This is a genomic window from Ruegeria sp. AE4 (assembly GCF_056542185.1).
In genome coordinates, this window is the sequence record NZ_JBQFZK010000016.1 from 50,968 (window position 1) to 68,613 (window position 17,646).

Below are 17,646 nucleotides of genomic sequence, written 5' to 3' on the forward strand. Positions count from 1 at the left end.
GCGGTTTATGCAGAGTGAGGCCAGCGTAACCGGGGCCATCACGCCGCCCTGGACAGCTTGCGTTTGAGTTTTGCGGCAAGCTCCAGCGCTAGGCTCTCGAACCCTTTCGGCTTCCCGGCAAGGCGCCAGAGCAGCAGATGCGTGCCGACATAGACAAAAACGCCGACCAGAACTTTGACCGAGAACCGGATACGCAGCAGCGGCAGGTCTTCCGCTGTCTCGTAAGCCCATCCCACTGCGTCGCCACTGCCATAGGCGCTGCTGACAAATAGAACGGCAAGCAACATGGCAAAGGTTGACGCAAATGTACGCCAGGCTATCAGGATCGGCGCCAGAAATCCGCCAGTTCCGAAATCCTTGGCCATGATCAGCGCCAGACCGATCGCAAACAGGCTGCCGGCTCCGGCTCCGAGGATCGCACCGATAAAGCCATAGTTTGATCCCAGCACCATCAGTGCAGTTGTGGCGATCAGCAGGATCGTGTTGCGGAGAAACAGGCGCTTTGTAGAACCTTCGACATAGCTTGCAGACCGGACATTGGCCTGCAGTGTCTCGATCGCCTTCAAAGGGGCAAGCACCCAGATGACCTGTGCGGCGGCCAGCCACTGATAACCGGCCACGACAATGATCAGGTGATTGGCAACCAGGGCCATGCCGACGCTGGCTGGAACGATGATCCCCAGAAGGATGGCGTTGGCCCGTTCGAAGGCTTCCCGGCTGGAGCCCTGGGTCCGGGAGGCATTGGCAAGGCTTGGGTAAACCACTCGTTCCAACGGGCCGATGATCTGGCTGGTGAACAGGATCACAAGGCGATAGCCGACCCTGAAAATCCCTGCATCGGCCAGACCCAGCATGCTGCCGATGACAATCTGGGGCATGTTGTTGATCAGAAACTGGGTGATCTGGGCCCCCAGTGACCATGATGACACATCAATGCAGTCATGCCAGCATCGGAGCGTTAACCTGGGTCGCATCGGGGCAACGGAAAAGCTCCAGATGACCCTGATGACCTGAGTGATGACGCTGGCGACCACGATGGCCCAATAATCACGCCAAATCCATGTGAGGCTGATGGCCATCAATGTGTATGCAATTCGGCTGGTCGTTTCTTCGCCTGCGATGAAACCGAACCGGAGATCTCTTTCCAAAAGTGGGAAGCGTGTGCTTTTGATGGAACTTGCGATGGCAATGAAGCAAAGCGCGGGGATCAGCGATGTCAGTTCCGCAAGCCCGAAGAATGTCATCAGAGGGGCGCTGGCCCAGATCAGGAGTGCCGAAAAGATGCCCAACAGCACCTGCATCGTGAACACGGTGTTCAGGTGATCGTCAGTGATTTCGGGCTGGCGGATCAGAATCATGGAAACGGCCCGCTGGACGATTTCCAGAAACGCGGCCGCGATTATGAAATAGGCAATGATCCCGAAATCCGTTGGCGTCAGAAGACGGGCTGTCACAACCAATGTCAAAACGCCTAGAAACTGGCTGAAAACGCCCGATGCAAATAATGTTGCGGCCCCCCTGGTAAGGGTCGCGCTGTGATCGGGTGTGCCTGGGGCGATATTCACGCCTGTTTTAACTGGAGGCTTCAAAAACATTGCCTTTCCATACTCGGAACAAAAACCTTATCAACGCACCAATGTTTCTAATCTGACTACCCTCGGTGTCACTTCAAAAAACCCGCACTTGCTGTTCTAGGAATTTGGTCGGCTGGCTGCTAGTCAAACCTGTAAGTATATTTTTGTGTTGAAATCGCATGTTTTTCCAGTTTCAGAGAGGTACACCATGTTTCAATCAGTACCGTCGCGGCGAGTCGGCACAGAATATTACATAGCAAAATGAAGTTTCGCCTCAGTGTCTCAGATTGGATTCTGACTGCGCAAGGGTAACAAGTAGAAGAGCCCGGTGTTTTCTGGACCCGGCGCCTGTTTTCAAGACGGTATGACAGTATGAAGATTGCGATTTTTGGTTTGGGGTATGTGGGGTTCACGGCAGCGTGCTGTCTGACCCGTGAAGGGCACGAGGTGATCGGCATTGATGTGAATGCCGACAAGGTGTCCGAAATCAACGCAGGCCAGCCCCCGATCAAGGAACCGAAAGTGGCCGGGTTGCTGACCGAGGCGCTTGGGAAAAATCTGATCCGGGCCGTGGTCGAGATGCCGGATCTCGGGGATGTCGATCTGGCCATTGTCTGTGTGGGCACGCCCAGTTCCACCGATGGCTCGCATAACATGAGCTTTGTGGCCGAGGTGACGCGTCAGATTGCCGAAACCGTATCGCCGGATCGGGCGCGGCCTCTGACGGTGGCGTATCGGTCAACCTTCCGGCCGGGCACCGTGCGGCAGCTGATCGAGCCGATCTTCCAAAGCTATCTGGGCGAGCGAACGGCGCAGGCGGTCGAGATCGTCTATAACCCCGAATTTCTGCGCGAGGCGTCGGCGGTGGATGATTTCTTCAACCCGCCCAAGATCGTTGTTGGTACAGCCGATGGCAATCGCTCGGCGGTAATGGACGAAATGCACGAGGGTCTGGACGCGCCGGTGTTCTACACCGCTTTTGAAGAGGCCGAGATCACCAAATTCGTCGACAACACCTGGCATGCCACCAAGGTGGCCTTCGCCAATGAGATCGGCCGTATCTGCCACAGCATGGGCGTGTCGGCCAAAACCATGCACGAGATTTTCGTCTCGGACACCAAGCTGAACATCTCGGCTTATTACACCCGTCCGGGCGGCGCGTTCGGGGGCTCGTGCCTGCCCAAGGATGTGCGTGCATTGCAGCATATTGCGGGTGAGGTGGGGGCCCATACCCATCTGATTGACAGCCTGTTGCAGACCAATCAGGCGCATAAAACCTATCAGGCGCAGGACATCATGGCGCGGCTGCCCGAAGGCGGTCGGGTGCTGATGGCGGGGCTGGCCTTCAAGGCCGGAACCGATGATCTGCGCGAAAGCCCCAATGTCGATATTGCCCGGCGGCTGCTGCAGGCTGGGTATCAGCTGTCGGTCTATGATCCGGCCATCAAGCCTGCCGATCTGCGGGGGCAGAACCTGGGTTATGCCTTTACCCACCTGCCCAATATGGGCCGCCTGTTGGTGGATCGCGCCACGGCCGAGGCCGGGCCATGGAATTTGGTGGTCGGATCGAACCGGATCGTGAACGAGCTGAACCTTGGCGATGCAGAGGTGATAAGAACCTATGAATATGACTAGCCCTGTGTCCGCCGTTCAGCCGATCTCGTTCGACGAGCTGCGCCAGAGCCAGCCGCTGAAAGGGCTGAAGGTTCTGATCGTGGTGGAAAACCTGCCCGTGCCCTTCGACCGCCGCGTCTGGATGGAGGCGCGCACGCTGGCTGCCGCAGGCGCGCTGGTCTCGGTTATCTGCCCCACCGGCAAGGGCCATGAGGAGCGTGTCTGGGAAGATGAAGGCATCAAGGTCTACCGCCACCCGCTGCCGTTGGATGCCAGTGGAGCGCTGGGGTATCTGCTGGAATATGGCGCGGCGCTGTTCTGGGAAAGCTGGCTGTCACTGAAGATCAAGTTCACCCGAGGGTTTCACGTCATCCATGGCTGCAACCCACCCGATCTGATCTTTCTGGTGGCACTGCCCTTCAAGCTGTTTGGCGTGCGTTATCTGTTCGATCACCACGACATCAATCCCGAGCTTTACGAGGCCAAGTTCGACAAGCGCGGCTTCTTCTGGAAGCTGATGAAGACGTTCGAGCGGCTGACCTTCGCCTCGGCCCGGGTGTCGATTGCCACCAATGAAAGCTATCGCAAGATCGCCATTGAACGCGGCGGCATGGCGCCCGAGGATGTCTTTGTGGTTCGCTCGGGCCCCGATCTGAGCCGGTTGCAGCACCTGCCGCCGAACCCCGCGTGGCGCAACGGGCGGACATACATGGTGGGCTATGTCGGCGTCATGGGTGATCAGGAAGGGATCGACCTGCTGCTGGAATCCGTGGCGCATCTGGTGCAGGTTCAGGGGCGCGACGATATCCAGTTCTGCCTTGTGGGCGGGGGGCCCAGCCTGGACAAGCTGCGCGAACAATCTGCTGATATGGGCCTGTCGGACTATGTCACCTTCACCGGTCGCGCGCCGGATCATGATCTGTTTGAGATCCTGTCGACCGCCGATGTCTGCGTGAACCCGGACCGGGTGAACGAGATGAATGACAAATCCACCATGAACAAGATCCTTGAATACATGGCGTTCGAGAAACCCATCGTTCAGTTCGACGTGACCGAAGGGCGGTTCTCGGCGCAGGAGGCCTCGCTTTACGCGCGCGCCAACGATCCGGTGGATATGGCCGACAAGATCACCGAGCTGCTGGCAGATGACGGCCGCCGCGCCGCCATGGGCCGCTATGGCCGCGCCCGGGTCGAGGCGGAAATGGCCTGGCCCCATCAGGTCCCCGCGCTGATCGCGGCGTATAAGCGGATCTGGAAGGGGTAATCGGCCAGAGCGCTACTTCGCTACTTGTTTTGTTCCTGCCTGCCCATGCGCTTTCCTCGGAAACCGAAGCTTCATGGCCGGAGCCTCAATGAAGTGCCATGACAGGACCGCGCATAACAGGGTGAGGGGGAAAGACATCGCCATGTTGACGACTGGCGTCGTGACGCCAGACTGCGCCACCAGTTGCTGGATTGGGAACGCGTAGATGTAGACCCCGTAGGAATAGTCGCCCAGCTTGTTGTAGCGCAAAAGAAGCGGGATTTTGGCATAGCCGGCAAAAATCACGGCATAAGACAGGCTGATGGCAAAGATAGGCAGAAACAGTGGTGTGAACCAGGCCATAAAGGACAACGCGGCGGACAGGGCCAGCAGCGACCAGGACAATGGTACGTGCCGGCGCCAGATGTAAAAAACCATTCCCGACAGAAAAGGCAGACCAAGCCTTATGAGGACCTCGACCCTTGGATTCACGTCAATGAATACGACGATGACTGTATAGAAACACAGGAACAACAGCGTTAGACCCACAAAAATCTTTTTGTTTCCCAGAAATCCAAGCAAGCCACATAAGAGGACGCCTACATAGCAGGTGACCTCGTATGAAAGAGACCAGAGCGAGCCATTGATCGCAGCACCATAGGGGTTGGATTCGAACACGCCCGGCAATGTGTATTGCAGTTTGAACAACAGCATATTGCGTATGAAGTAGCTGCCGGTTTCGCCCCAAAAATTAGAAGGGGGCGCTTGTGTTAACAGAAGCCCGGCAACCAGAATGGTGATCACGGTTACCACGGCAAGCGCTGGGAACAACCTCAGGGCTCTGGCGATCAGGAATGATTCTGCAGACGGGTTACGGTCGAAACTGCGCGTAATGAAAAACCCCGAAATTGCAAAGAAAGCCCATACGCACATCAGACCAAGCGACAGCCCATGCAGTGTGGATTCAAACGGTTGCCCGAACTCGGCGCCCAAACTCAGAGGATAGGCATGTGCCACCAGCACAAGGCTGGCCGCGATGATCCGGATCAGATTGAAATTGTTATCCCGCCCGTCTGATCGATCTGCGATAAACAGCGCAGGCTTCCCCGAGATCACATTCACATTATGCTCACTCATCTGCGGTTCTCTGGGTCACTGGCACTATCATGGGATACACAATTATTTGGAAGCTGATCTTTGATACAATATCCATGGTGCGGTTGTCGCAAGAATATTGAATCCTTGGATCTGGGGCGGAAACGATTCCGTCGAGCAAACGACAATTGTGTCAGCTTTGGCGTTTGACAATGTGGCTATTGCAGACGGCACTGTATGACTTGCGTCCGAGGCAACGTCCTGAGCCGCGTTTTGCACATGGGCCAGCGGCCCGATTATGTGCAGTGGGTGCTGGGTGGGATCGGCGAATGTGGGGATCGCAGTGCCGTTAAAGATCATGAGAAAGGAAAGGGGGCCGCAGTTAGTCCGAAAAAAACGTGGCTCTCTGGTGTCTTCGAAATAAGCTCCTGCGCCCAGGCCGCGCGTGTCATGGCGGTTCAGTGCATCAAGATAAGAGGCGTAAACTCTGCCATCCTGATACCATCCGATGCTCAGCATCAGGTTTCGTACCAGAAACAACCCGACGATCATCGCAATACTTATTTTGCGAAACAACGATTTCGCATCGGGAGCCAAAGACAGGCTTGCAGCCAGAAGCGCCAAAAGCAGAAGTGGGATACGTTCACCCAAATGCCCGACACCGAACATGGCTGGCGGCGTGATCGGGATCAGCAGCACGCACAGGGCCACTGCAAGCTTCATGCGTCTGTCGATTCTCCAAACCCCGGTCACGAGACCGCCGATCAGCACACCCCACAACACACTGCCAAATCCCCAATCGACTGACTGCCATGTTGTTTCGGCCACACGGAGGAAGCCGTCGACTCTCAGATAGGTTTCGGTGCTCAGTCGGGCCCAAAGTGTTCCCTGCTCGGCATGGGTGAAAAGGCTTTCTATCGGCAGAAAACTCCCTGCACCTATGGTTTTCGTTTGAACAAACAGAAGGGTTGGTATGACAGCGACCAACGCAAGCCTTGCGGCTTTGTAGAGAAGTGCGCGTATGCCTGGATTGCCAGATATGAGAGCAAGCGATAACTCAACCATGCCCAACAACAATCCCCACAGCGCAAAGACCAACCCATGAATGAAAAATAAGAGCACACCTACGCATATTGTAACGGCCAGTTGCCGGACAGGCCGGTCCTGTGTCGCAATCCAATAGCCGGTTGCGCACAGTAGAACCCCTAATCCCAGCAGAAAATTCGAGAACCCCCAAATCAGAATATGGTTATACGCCACCAGGCCAGCAAGAAGTACGGTTAGCACCGAAAGGTGGCCGTGCAGAACGCGTGCAAGGTACAAAATGCCTGCGAAAGGTGCCGCAATGATCAGACCGGCGATCAATTTAGCGCCCAAAAGCGGGGGCAGCACTTTCATGACGCCTGTGCCCAGAACATCTAGACCAAGATTGGGCAGAAGTTGCCAGGCAGCTTCATAATTCTGTTGCAGCATGGCTGAGTTCGGCAACTTTGCCAGAATATAATAACGGGCGACGTGGGCGTAGAAGTCCGTCAACGGCAGAACCGGTGTCACGCACAGAGGAACGAGGCTGGCAAGCAGGGTCAGCGCCAGAACTGGGCACAATGGACGGCGTTGAAGTGTTGTGATCATTTCTGCCCATCCACTAAAAGCCAAAAACCTGATACTTCAGGTATCAGCAACATATCATTGCGCAATCTGTTTTGGGTATCGCCGTTATCCGAAATTAGGGCCGCAATAACTTGGCAGCGAAGGCGTAGAGGCCTATGCGATGTTAAAACGGCACAAACCGCGGCAGGCGGTTCAGGCTGGGTTCCATGAACCGCTGGAGTCGCGCATCCGCATCCGCTTCGGTTTCGCCGGGCAGGATGGGGGTGACAAATCGAACCAATGCGCCGTCGGTCCGGCCCATGGTGAATCCGTCCTGAATTACGCTCATCTTGGCGCGGAAATCGTTGACCATGCGTTTGCCGCGCTGTTCGAACCAGTAGTAGACCAGCTGTTTTGACAGCTCTTTCTGGATGACAGCGCGGTTGACGGTAAAGCTGCCGTAGGGGGTGTCGCCCGGATTGATCTCATATGGCTCAAGGCTGAAGATTTCCCAGCCACCTACGGGCAGGCAAACCTCGGGTGAATGGATGCCGTCGCCTTCGGTTTGCTTGTCGTAGAAGGCCACGAACATGTTCACGAAATCACCCGATCCGCTGTCGATATAAGTGGCATGGAGGTAATCGCTGGCGCCCAAAGTTCGTTCAACATTGGGATCAAGGCTGGTGGTCGAGCCGGACCAGTCGCCCAATTGTCGCGGATAGAGGACAAAGGGGTCCCGCTCGATGGGCGTCACCTCGGAGGCGGGGCGCAGTGTCCACGCGGCCGAGACCGCAAGCGTCAAAAGCGCCGCGAGAGCCAGCGCGACTGAGGCACGGATGGCAAAGATACGCAATGCGACGGTACCCAGCCCTTCGGTATCCAGATCGATTGCCTCGGTGAACGGTTTCGGATCGGGGGCCAGACGCTGCAAGCCGAGTGCCATAAGAAACAGAATGGCGACGCAGAGCAGGAAGATGATCCAGCCTTCGAAGAAATGCATGAACCCTTCGGCCTGTTCGATGCCATGCTGATTGACCAGAATACCGATCACGCCGATGCGGATGGAATTCATCAGAACGGTCAGCGGCGCGGCCGAGACCAGCAGAACCACCTTGTGCCAGATCGGACCGCGGTAGAGCAGGGCAAAGAGGTATGAAAAGCTGAGGATCGGGAACAGGTAGCGTAGCCCGGAACAGGCCTCGGCCACCTGCAGCTTGTAGACCCCCAGATCGATGACATTGCCTTCGATAAAGACCGAAACACCGGCGAGCTGCACGAACCAGACGCCCAGCTCGGACGATATCCATTGCAGGAAGATCGTGAGCTTCCAGTAGACGAACTGGGGCAGGGGCAGCATGAAGATCAGATGGATTACGGGCAATTGGTGGTATTTCCCGCGTTGCCAGCCGAAGACGGTCACCATGACGCCACCGGTCCAGATGATCATCGCATAGGTGACGATATCCGGAATTCGGGCCAGATTTCCCAGAATGGCGATGGCCAGGGCCCCGGCAATCACGGCCACGCCAGGCCAACGGTCGCGCACGATGGGATTGGGCGGCGGCATGTCGCGTAGTTCACGCAGGAACAGGTACAGCGAGATGATAGGGATCAGCGGTCCGTGACTGTATTCCGGCGTGCTCCACGCCGCGCCCAGCGAGACAATGCCGATCCAGAAAACGGGAAGTGACCCCAGCAGCAACAGGGCAAACCAGAACAGCCCCGCAGCGTTGATGGCAGGCAGGGCGGTTCGGGCCGTCTCAAGCATTTTGCTGCGGCTGTCGTTCGAATCGAGACGATGCATCACAAACCATCATGCATAATATGAGAGGCCCTGAAATTGTGACGGCCAAAGCTCAGACATTTTCGATCATTATTCGAAACATTGATCTCAAAATATCTTGATTGTTGATATCGTGAGTCACGCAAACGAAAGTCAGGGTTTGAGAGAAAAGCGCCGGCCCAAAGTCATAAAGACCGAATTCGACGTTGCCGTAAAGCCGTTCTGGTCATCCATTTCATATTGGTACCCCACGTTTACAGCCCAGTCTTTTGTGATAGCCCGTGTATAGGATGCACTGAACGTACCACGCTGGCGTGGATTGGGCTGGCCGGTTCCCTCATCTTCCTGATCAATGTAATCGATGCTGAAAGACAGCCCCGATACCGGGTTGATGAAATAGTCATATGTTAGAAACGCCAGTGTTTCGCGTGTTTCTATGCTCTGCGTACTGGTGCCGACCCGGCGTTGTAACGTCGCCCCGATCCGAGAACTGGCCAGCTGGTAGCTGTAGTCGAGTTGCCCGATCGGCGTGACCTCGTCGAATGGCCCTCTGGACAGGCCCACATTGAAACTCAACACTCCATTTGCGCGCTGGAAGCTACGACCGGCGGTTGCGTTTATCCGCGACCCATTAACCCCGAATGTCTGGTCAATCTGGAAATCCGCCGAGCCGTCAGGCAAGGTTTTGTTCCAGGCGAAATCCCAGACGAAATCCTCGGTCACGGTGTTGGTATTGGTCGTACGCAGCGTTTCATCCACCTGACTGTAGCCGATATTCGCACTGATGGTGGTAACGGGAGATACGTTATAGGTCCCCCCTACTGTCACAACCGTCGTTTGCTGATCGGTCCGCACGTTGTCTTCTGCAGAGAAGTCGGTGTAGCCGAGACGCAAGTTTGCCTGAAAAACCGGTGACACCCGCAATGTCGTGATCGCCGAGTAATCGCTTGATTTATTGTCAAACAGGTTCGGATCGATTGTGTTTGTATAGGTGCGTTCGCGATAGCTGTAGATGAATTGGAACCCGATTGGGTCATTCAGGCCGGTTTGCCAATTCAGGTTGCCCAGGGTGTTGACCTGATCCCCAATGGTTCCGGTTACATCGGCGGCATCAATCCTGCCATCCAGATTGGTGTCGGTCAGTGAACGGTTAAAGGCCAGATCCTGTTCGCGGTAATCCAATAGCAGGTCAAGCTGACTGTTAAGGCGTGCCCGCTGATACGACAGTCGGGCAGACGGGTCTGAAAAACTGGATTCCGTTCCAATAATCGGCTCATTGGCGATCCGGTACAGCCCGGAAAGATCGAACGATAGTCTCGAATCCGAGGTCTGCTTCAGAATACCCAGAGCCAACGTATTTTCCCACCAGGTCGTGGATCCAAGCGAAGGGTCGGTCAGGCGAAGATTGCTATCGTGCCTGAGCGATGAAAGATAATCCAGGGTCACACTCAGGCCGGTACCGGTCCCAACCTGCTGACCGGTCGGAAGACCGACCCTTCGGGCCGGGTTTCGCTGGGCCCGTTGTGCGATCAATTGCTGGCTGGGTGTTTGCTGCACAATCGTCGATGCGACTGTTGTCTGTTGCACGGATGTTTGCTGTGTCGAGGATTGCGTTTGTTGCGTAGTCGTTTGCTGTGTCGAAGCCTGCTGCCCGACGGCCGGTGTAAACGAACTTATGACAGCGATCCCGCCCCCCAGAATGGTGGACAGCCTGCTCCTGGATTTCCCCACCTGTATCAGCCCCTATTCGAACAAGCGGCGTGCTGGTACGACAACAACGTCTCCGGGTTTAAGCACTGTATTGCCTTGGATGCCACCGCCCGAGCCGTTGTAGTTGTAAGTGTATTTGTTCATCACGCCTGTTTTACTATCAGCTCTGCGCAATTCGATGCGCTTGCGAGCCGCGAAATTGGTCAGACCGCCGGCCTGAGCCAAAACCTGAAGAATGGTTGTACCTTCGGTCGCCAGATGCTTTCCGGGTACATTGACCTCACCCATTATGAAAACATCGATGGTTGGCCCGGATGCGGCCTGCCCGCCCAGAAGCGGCGGCGGAGCCAGCGCCGCCACCGAAATAAAGACCGTTGGCGGCGCATTGAAGTTCGAGGCCAGCGCCGATGAGAGAGACGAGCTCAATCCGCTGGTAGATTGGCCAGCAGCCCGGACCGAGCCGGCAAGCGGAAAGTTGATGGATCCGTCCGGCAGAACCAGAATGGTCCGATTCAGGGTGGGATCTTCGAGAACTTCAACCTGCAACGCATCGCCCGGCTGAATTTGATAGGATTGCGCCCATGCTCCGGTGCCCGCGATCATGGTAAGGGCAAGAGCGATCAATGATCCGATAACTGTACGCATATTCAAATCTCTCACTTTTTTTCTTTATGCCGTTCTACAGGATACAAAACAATCTGCAGGGAGTCTGATACATACAAGATGCGGCAGAAATGCAGCGGCGTCATCCGCCCCCTCCTAATGGCTGGTGTCCGGTGCAGCATTCAGCTGTTCAATCTCAGCGTCCACCAATGATGCAACTTCCGTTGAAGCGCCACTGAAAGTCCTGGCTTTATGAAACAAACGCAGAGCATCTTCGCTCCGCTCTAAGGCCACGTATGTTTTCCCAAGATGGTACAGAACCAGGGGATGTTCAGGGAATGCCGCCGCCGCAGGTTCGAGATAGGTGACCGCCTCTTCATAATTTCCCATCCGGTAGGCCACCCAACCGTATGTTTCCTGAAACACGGGTTCTTGTGTGCCGCGCAAACGTTGCGCCAAAACCTGTGCACGCCGCAGACTGTTGTCATCGTTGCGGTGCGTCGTCAGCAGGCTTGCGAGATTGTTGGCCACAACCAGGGACCGATTGGTGATCGGATAAAGCTTTTCATATGTTTCGATTGCCTGATCCAGGTCCCCAGTGCGTTCGTATTCCGCCGCCTGCAGCATGAGCAGGTCCGGGCTTTCAGGCAGATTAGCCAATGCCTTGGCTAAAACTTCGCTGGCCTGATCCGGGGCATTCCGTTCCGTTGCTAACTCGTGCAAGGCAGTCCACGCCCGTGTTGTGTTCGGATAATCCTCGAGAATGGCGCGGTAAAGCTGCTCGGCCTCGCGGCGTTTGTTTTCACCGATCAGAGCATGTGCTTTGATCAGGCGAATTGGCAAAGAATTCGGGTCCTCAGAAAGCAATTGGTCAAGATGGGCGAATGCCTCTGCCGTCTGCCCTTTTGTAAGCATCAGGCGAATAAGCGCGATATCGGCGGGCAGGCCAAACTCGGGATCATCCGCCAACTCGTTCAGGAAAGAGGTCAGCTCCTCTGTGCGCTGCTGTGCTGCCAGCATATGGGCCCTGAGCTCGTTGGCGACACGTCGTGTTTCCGGGCTGTCCAGATCCCCAATGGCAAGAAGGACGGTGCCCAGCCGATCCCAGTCCTGCATGTTCAGAAGCACGTCACCCAGCAGGAACAGAAGTTCGGGGTGTTCCGGGGTTTGGCGCAAGGCATGGGTCAAAACACGTTCGGTGATTTCCAGATCACCTTCTGCCATCAGAAACCGGGCATAGCCTAGCGTTTCGTCCGGTGCATTGGCGGACATTTCCGTCGCGAGCGCCAGCATTTCGCCCATCAGTTCCCTGTCTCCATTACGCTCATGCGCCTGAGCCATCAGAGTCATCAACTGTGGGTCGCGGGGTGCCTGACCAAGCGCTTCGCGTAAAAGCACAATCGCATCGCCAGTCTTGTCCTCATCAATCAACCAGGACGCTTTGAACTTGAGCGCACCAACCTGGGCTGCATCTTCGGACAGGACTTTTTCGACTAAAGCCCGGGCTTCATCGGGTCGTCCAGACTGGAACAGCATGAGGGCAAACTCCACCTCACTGGCCCGGGTCTGTATGTTTCTTTCCGCCCCCTCAAGCAGTGCTTGCATCTCGGAGATTGCGACTTGTTCATCACCTGATCTGAATTTCAGCGCTGCACGCACCGTCTTAAAATGGAACGTGTTGGGACCACCCTCGGCGATGATCGTATCCAGTTCGGAAATTGCCACTGTAGAATCGCGGTTGTCATTCAGAAAGGCAATCAGCCGCTGCGCTGGCATGTGATCTTCGGCTTGAGGATACACCTCAGCCCGCAGCATCTGTTCTGCCGCATCCAGATTCCCCTGGTCGATATAATGCTGTACAAGCAACTGCTCGACGCCTTCATCGTCAGGGAATGTCACAGCCATCTGCCTGAGCAAAGCCTCGATCTCTGCCGGCATATCCAGTTCCTGAAGGGCGCGGAGCCGGATTCCATAAAGACTTGCTTCCATTGGATCGATGGCTATTGCCGCCTCTGTTTCCTGCAGAACGCCGGGCCAGTCCTCATCGCGGACCAGGTGGTCAATTACGACCTGGCGCGCGGTCATCAGTTCCGGATTGCTCTCGATCATTTCGCGGGACGTATGTACGAGAAAGTCCACACTTGCGAAATCGCCATCCCGAACTGCGTCGGTGTAAGCCAACATATTGTTGATAGATTTGATTTCGGCATCATCCGGCGCCAGAGCGCTCGCCAATGCGCCATGGCGCCTGACATCTTCCCAGTTACCTACTTCCAGAGCCATCTCAGCAAGGTTGCGATGACCTTCAAGGTTGTCTGGATATTGTTCCACCAACCGCAGATACTGACCATATGCAACAGGGATGTTGCCGCGCTCGCGCTCTAGCCGGGCAAACGTCAGGCGGGCTTCCTTATGTTGACCGTTGAGTTTGAAGACATTCCTGAATTCGACCAATGCGCGCTCGACGTCACCAGCTTCCAGATGAGCCAGACCGGCCTGGAAATGCGCCTCCGCGCGCTCTTCGGCCGAGTCGCACGCGCTCAATAACAGGGCTGCGACCAAGAAGGCGCTAGCCAGTAATTTGTTGATAGAGGTCCCGGCTCTGCTCAATGCTGCACTCCCGCAAAAGTTACGAAATCGCACGCAGCCGACAGTTTTACCCGGCCACGCGTTCCGGGTTTAACACCCGGTGCCGCGCAGGACGACGGAGATAGTCCGGATCAGGATTGACACATCTGTGCCGAACGACATGCTTTTCCAGTAATTTGTGTCGTGATGAGCGCGTTCGGCAAATGAAGACTGGTTGCGCTTGGACACCTGCCAAAACCCGGAAATGCCAGGGCGCATCGCGTTGTAGAATTTGCCGGGATAAAGATCCTGCTGGTTCACCATCATCGGGCGAGGTCCGACCAGAGACATTTCACCCACAAAAACGTTCCAGAATTGCGGCAATTCATCCATTGAGGATTTGCGCAGGAATGTGCCGAATTTAATGATGCGTGGATCGTTGCGAAGCTTCTGGTTGCGGTTCCACTCTTCCCGGGCTTCGGGATCGGCTGCCAGATGTTCTTTCAGCACGGCCTCAGCGTCATGTACCATGGTGCGCAGTTTGAGCAGCTTGAAAACCTTGCCGTCTTTTCCGACCCGCTCCTGCCGGTAAAACGGTGTTACGCCCTGACTGGCCAGAAATACGGCCAGAAGCACAACCATCGGAACGACGAACGGCGCTGCAAGCAGTGTAAACGCGATATCAAAGATGCGTTTTCCCACACCTCTGTAAAACCCCGGATACTGAACTGAGGTCGGCATAACAGAGATGCTAGAGTAGCCCGCGCCAGCGTTGGCCACTTCTTTTGAATGACTTGTCACTATTTAAACCCCCAACACACACAAATACTCACGAACCACTTACCAAACTCAGGAACAGAACACGCTCGACCTCAACTACATATACTTAAAATCTTATATTTTTATACCACTTCGACCCTGCGCTTGCTCACTCGCGAGGCCACTTTCCCGTAATCAAGTGTTAACAAATTCGGCTTGGCTTGCAAAACAATAATACTGGCAAGGACACCTCAGAACGACTTAGCACGAGAGTTTTCTAGCGGTATCGCGAAACTTTGCTCAACTGGTCTGTTGAAAGCTCAAGGGTTTCCGTTTCCCCTTTGGGTACAATAGGTAAAATTTTATACTTTTGGAGCTGATTTTGACCTCCTAGAGGCCTTTTTGACTCGTATTCCTGTCGGATTGCCGAAGCGTCATCGACGGGCTTTTTTCAAAGGCGTAGATGGAAACAATTGCGAGAAATATTTCTGATTGAAGGGGGCGGCAGGTCAATTCATCGCGTGTGCAGTTTAGTGGTGCCTGCTATCTTGATTTTGTGGCAAAGTAGTACCCAAGTACTTTTTGTTTATGTGACGTGTTCTTTATGTAAGGGATTTCTGGTGGTTCAGAGTTTAAGTTTGGATAATCTCCAGGGGGCCGGTACGAGGTTTGACAAGGCGGAAGGCAACCGAGGTGCAATGGCGTCCAGTGACGGGTTTTATCTAGACTATTTCGGGCTCGATCGGCGGCCCTTCACACTGCTTCCGGACCCCGGATTCATGTACTGGTCACCGCTGCACAAGCGCGGTTATTCTGTCTTGCAATTCGGTATTATGAGCTGTGCACCCATTACAGTGCTGACAGGCGAGATCGGGGCTGGGAAAACAACCCTGGTGCAGCATCTTCTGAGTGAAATGGAAGAGTCGATCACCGTTGGGCTGATCTCGAATGCGCAAGGTGGCCGCGGAGAGCTGCTGCAATGGGTTCTGCATGCGTTGGGCCTGCCAATTAACAACGACGCCCCCTATGTTCAGCTGTTCCGGGATCTGCAGGATTTTCTGGTTGCGGAATATGCCGAAGGGCGGCGGGTGGTCCTGATCTTTGACGAAGCGCAGAACCTGACAGTCGAAGGTCTGGAAGAAATCCGTATGCTGACCAATATCAACTCGAACACGGACGAACTGATCCAGCTTGTTCTGGTTGGTCAACCTGAATTGCGCGACATGGTTCTGGACCCCAAGATGCGCCAGCTGACGCAGCGCGTGGCCGCAAGTTTTCACCTGGAACGGATGGATGAGTCATCCGTCGAAGCCTATATCAGGCACAGAATGAAAACGGCCGGCGGGTCCGGTGGTGAGTTTACAGAAGACGCCTGCAAGGTGATTTTTCAGCAGACCCGCGGTGTGCCGCGCTTGGTCAATCAGTTCTGCGACTTTGCCCTGCTTTATGCCTGGACAAATGAAGCGGATAAGGTCGACGAAACCATCATCAATCAGGTGATCGATGATGGCGTGTTCTTTGGCGGAAACTCACTTGAGAAGGAGCTGACGGTCTAAGATGGGTCCTGCACGCTACTATTTCTCCATTTTCCTGCGGCGGTTTCCGTATTTTCTGGTCGTCGCCTTAGTTGTGTCTGTTGCGTCATTCATTGTCGCCAGAGCACTACCCGCTACATATGTATCAACGATGCGCCTGATCGTTGAATCGCCGCAGATTCCGGGAAATTTGGCGGCAAGTACCGTCACGACACCTGCGGCGGAACAGCTTCAGATCATCGAGCAGCGCCTGCTGACCCGCCCGATCCTTCTGGAAATCGCCCGGGAGTTTCAGGTTCTAGCTGACCAGGATGAGGCAAGCCCTGATCAGATTGTCAAAGCCATGCGTAAGAACACTTCGATCTGGATTTCCAGTGGCCTCAATCAGGCCAACCTAATGACAATCAGTTTCGAGGCTCGGACCGGCCCGATTGCCTCTGGCGTATTGAATGCGTATCTGACGGAAATCCAGAAGTTGGACGTCTCGTATCGTAAGGATCGTGCCACTGACACGCTGGCCTTCTTCCAACTGGAAGTCGACCGCCTGAGTAATGAGTTGAGCAAGCGCAGCGCTCGCATTCTTGAATTCAAGAATGACAATTCTGATGCGCTACCTGACAGCCTACAGTTCAGGCTGGCTCAACAAGGGGCGCTACAAACCAATCTTGAACAGACCGACCAGCAGATATTTTCCCTCCAGGCGCAACGGGAAAACCTCATAAGCATCTTCAGTTCTACGGGTCAGGTTGTCGGTGTTTCGCCGCAAAATCAGACCCCGGCACAACAACAACTAAGTCAGTTACAAAATCAGCTCGACAACCAGCTTGTGATCTATTCCGGTAGCAGCCCGCAGATCAAACTGCTCCGCGCAAGAATCGAAAAGCTTGAGCAGGTTGTGGCTGCCGAACAAGCAACAGCCCCGACGCAACCTGACGTACAGACGGGCAATTCGTCCCTTGACCTGCAACTGGCACAGGTCGATTCGCAGATTGCGGCACTCGAAGACCAACGCCGCGTGCTTCAGGACCGGCTTGACGCACTGACCCTGACGATTGACCAGACCCCGGCCAATGCCATCACACTTGCAGAATTGCAGCGCGAACACGACAATATTCAAACCCAGTATAATGTCGCTGTCAGTCGGTTGGCCGATGCTTCGACCGGAGAACGGATCGAAGTCACGTCCCAGGGGCAGCGTATTTCCGTCATTGAACACCCATCCACGCCAACCGAACCGGCCAAGCCGAACCGGCTGATGATTGCCGGAGGCGGAGCAGCCTTTGGCATCGCACTGGGGCTGGGGCTTGTGGTTCTGCTGGAAATCCTGAACCGATCTGTACGTCGGCCGGAAGACCTGATCAGCAAGCTTGAGGTCTGGCCGATTGCCACCATTCCCTATGCCCCTTCAAGGGGTGAAGTTATCCTGCAGCGAACCGTATGGGGTGGAATCATATTAGCCATTCTAGTCGGGGTTCCCGCTGCGGTCTGGACGGTGCACACCTATTATCTGCCCCTCGATCTTATCGCAGAGAGGGTCATGGATAAACTGGAGACATTCTGGTGAGTATTGTT

At 55.2% G+C, this 17,646-nt stretch carries 12 protein-coding genes; 4 read left to right on the forward strand and 8 right to left on the reverse strand.

Annotation, left to right across the window (positions count from 1 at the left end; all coding sequences use genetic code 11):
- Positions 1–38: 38 nt before the first annotated feature.
- Entirely contained in the window at positions 39–1,595 is a 1,557-nt protein-coding gene (locus ACR0EK_RS16650) for an oligosaccharide flippase family protein (RefSeq protein WP_480871305.1), read from the reverse strand.
- A 351-nt stretch (positions 1,596–1,946) separates the two neighbouring features.
- Here ACR0EK_RS16650 and ACR0EK_RS16655 point away from each other — a divergent pair, with 351 nt between their 5' ends.
- Positions 1,947–3,209, forward strand: a complete 1,263-nt coding sequence (locus tag ACR0EK_RS16655) for a nucleotide sugar dehydrogenase (RefSeq protein ID WP_480900711.1) — start codon at positions 1,947–1,949, stop codon at positions 3,207–3,209.
- Positions 3,196–4,452: a glycosyltransferase family 4 protein gene (locus ACR0EK_RS16660; protein ID WP_480871306.1), complete on the forward strand. Its 1,257-nt coding sequence runs from the start codon at positions 3,196–3,198 to the stop codon at positions 4,450–4,452. The genes ACR0EK_RS16655 and ACR0EK_RS16660 overlap by 14 nt, the downstream gene beginning before the upstream one ends.
- A 12-nt stretch (positions 4,453–4,464) precedes the next feature.
- Here the strand turns inward: ACR0EK_RS16660 and ACR0EK_RS16665 are convergent, their stop codons facing one another.
- The 7 genes from ACR0EK_RS16665 to ACR0EK_RS16695 all read right to left on the reverse strand — a co-directional run bounded on the left by ACR0EK_RS16665 (position 4,465) and on the right by ACR0EK_RS16695 (position 14,482).
- On the reverse strand, positions 4,465–5,568 hold the full coding sequence (locus ACR0EK_RS16665) for an acyltransferase family protein (RefSeq protein WP_480871307.1): 1,104 nt from the start codon (positions 5,566–5,568) through the stop codon (positions 4,465–4,467).
- 42 nt (positions 5,569–5,610) lie between these two features.
- The gene (locus ACR0EK_RS16670) at positions 5,611–7,158 is read right to left on the reverse strand and encodes a hypothetical protein (RefSeq protein ID WP_480871308.1); all 1,548 of its coding nucleotides are present in this window, start codon (positions 7,156–7,158) and stop codon (positions 5,611–5,613) included.
- Positions 7,159–7,300: 142 nt separating this feature from the next.
- Positions 7,301–8,920, reverse strand: a complete 1,620-nt coding sequence (gene xrtD, locus ACR0EK_RS16675) for a VPLPA-CTERM-specific exosortase XrtD (RefSeq protein WP_480900708.1) — start codon at positions 8,918–8,920, stop codon at positions 7,301–7,303.
- A 132-nt stretch (positions 8,921–9,052) separates the two neighbouring features.
- Positions 9,053–10,486: a hypothetical protein gene (locus tag ACR0EK_RS16680; protein WP_480871310.1), complete on the reverse strand. Its 1,434-nt coding sequence runs from the start codon at positions 10,484–10,486 to the stop codon at positions 9,053–9,055.
- Between the two features lie 156 nt (positions 10,487–10,642).
- Positions 10,643–11,254: a polysaccharide biosynthesis/export family protein gene (locus ACR0EK_RS16685; protein ID WP_480871311.1), complete on the reverse strand. Its 612-nt coding sequence runs from the start codon at positions 11,252–11,254 to the stop codon at positions 10,643–10,645.
- 114 nt (positions 11,255–11,368) lie between these two features.
- Positions 11,369–13,756: a tetratricopeptide repeat protein gene (locus ACR0EK_RS16690; protein WP_480900705.1), complete on the reverse strand. Its 2,388-nt coding sequence runs from the start codon at positions 13,754–13,756 to the stop codon at positions 11,369–11,371.
- 135 nt (positions 13,757–13,891) lie between these two features.
- A complete protein-coding gene (locus ACR0EK_RS16695; RefSeq protein WP_480900703.1) occupies positions 13,892–14,482 on the reverse strand; it encodes a sugar transferase in 591 nt (196 codons plus the stop codon).
- 695 nt (positions 14,483–15,177) lie between these two features.
- Here ACR0EK_RS16695 and ACR0EK_RS16700 point away from each other — a divergent pair.
- Together ACR0EK_RS16700 and ACR0EK_RS16705 are read left to right on the forward strand one after the other, a co-directional pair.
- The gene (locus ACR0EK_RS16700; protein WP_480967954.1) at positions 15,178–16,095 is read left to right on the forward strand and encodes an ExeA family protein; all 918 of its coding nucleotides are present in this window, start codon (positions 15,178–15,180) and stop codon (positions 16,093–16,095) included.
- A 1-nt stretch (position 16,096) separates the two neighbouring features.
- Positions 16,097–17,638 carry a GumC family protein gene (locus ACR0EK_RS16705; protein WP_480871314.1) on the forward strand — a complete coding sequence of 514 codons (1,542 nt, stop codon included), beginning with the start codon at positions 16,097–16,099 and terminating at the stop codon, positions 17,636–17,638.
- Positions 17,639–17,646: the final 8 nt, after the last annotated feature.

Bases quoted from the DNA above. Each gene is read 5' to 3' on its own strand.
- ACR0EK_RS16650 (WP_480871305.1), bottom strand. From the start codon at position 1,595: ATGTTTTTGAAGCCTCCAGTTAAAACAGGCGTGAATATCGCCCCAGGC.
- ACR0EK_RS16655 (WP_480900711.1), top strand. From the start codon at position 1,947: ATGAAGATTGCGATTTTTGGTTTGGGGTATGTGGGGTTCACGGCAGCG.
- ACR0EK_RS16660 (WP_480871306.1), top strand. From the start codon at position 3,196: ATGAATATGACTAGCCCTGTGTCCGCCGTTCAGCCGATCTCGTTCGAC.
- ACR0EK_RS16665 (WP_480871307.1), bottom strand. From the start codon at position 5,568: ATGAGTGAGCATAATGTGAATGTGATCTCGGGGAAGCCTGCGCTGTTT.
- ACR0EK_RS16670 (WP_480871308.1), bottom strand. From the start codon at position 7,158: ATGATCACAACACTTCAACGCCGTCCATTGTGCCCAGTTCTGGCGCTG.
- xrtD (WP_480900708.1), bottom strand. From the start codon at position 8,920: ATGCATCGTCTCGATTCGAACGACAGCCGCAGCAAAATGCTTGAGACG.
- ACR0EK_RS16685 (WP_480871311.1), bottom strand. From the start codon at position 11,254: ATGCGTACAGTTATCGGATCATTGATCGCTCTTGCCCTTACCATGATC.
- ACR0EK_RS16705 (WP_480871314.1), top strand. From the start codon at position 16,097: ATGGGTCCTGCACGCTACTATTTCTCCATTTTCCTGCGGCGGTTTCCG.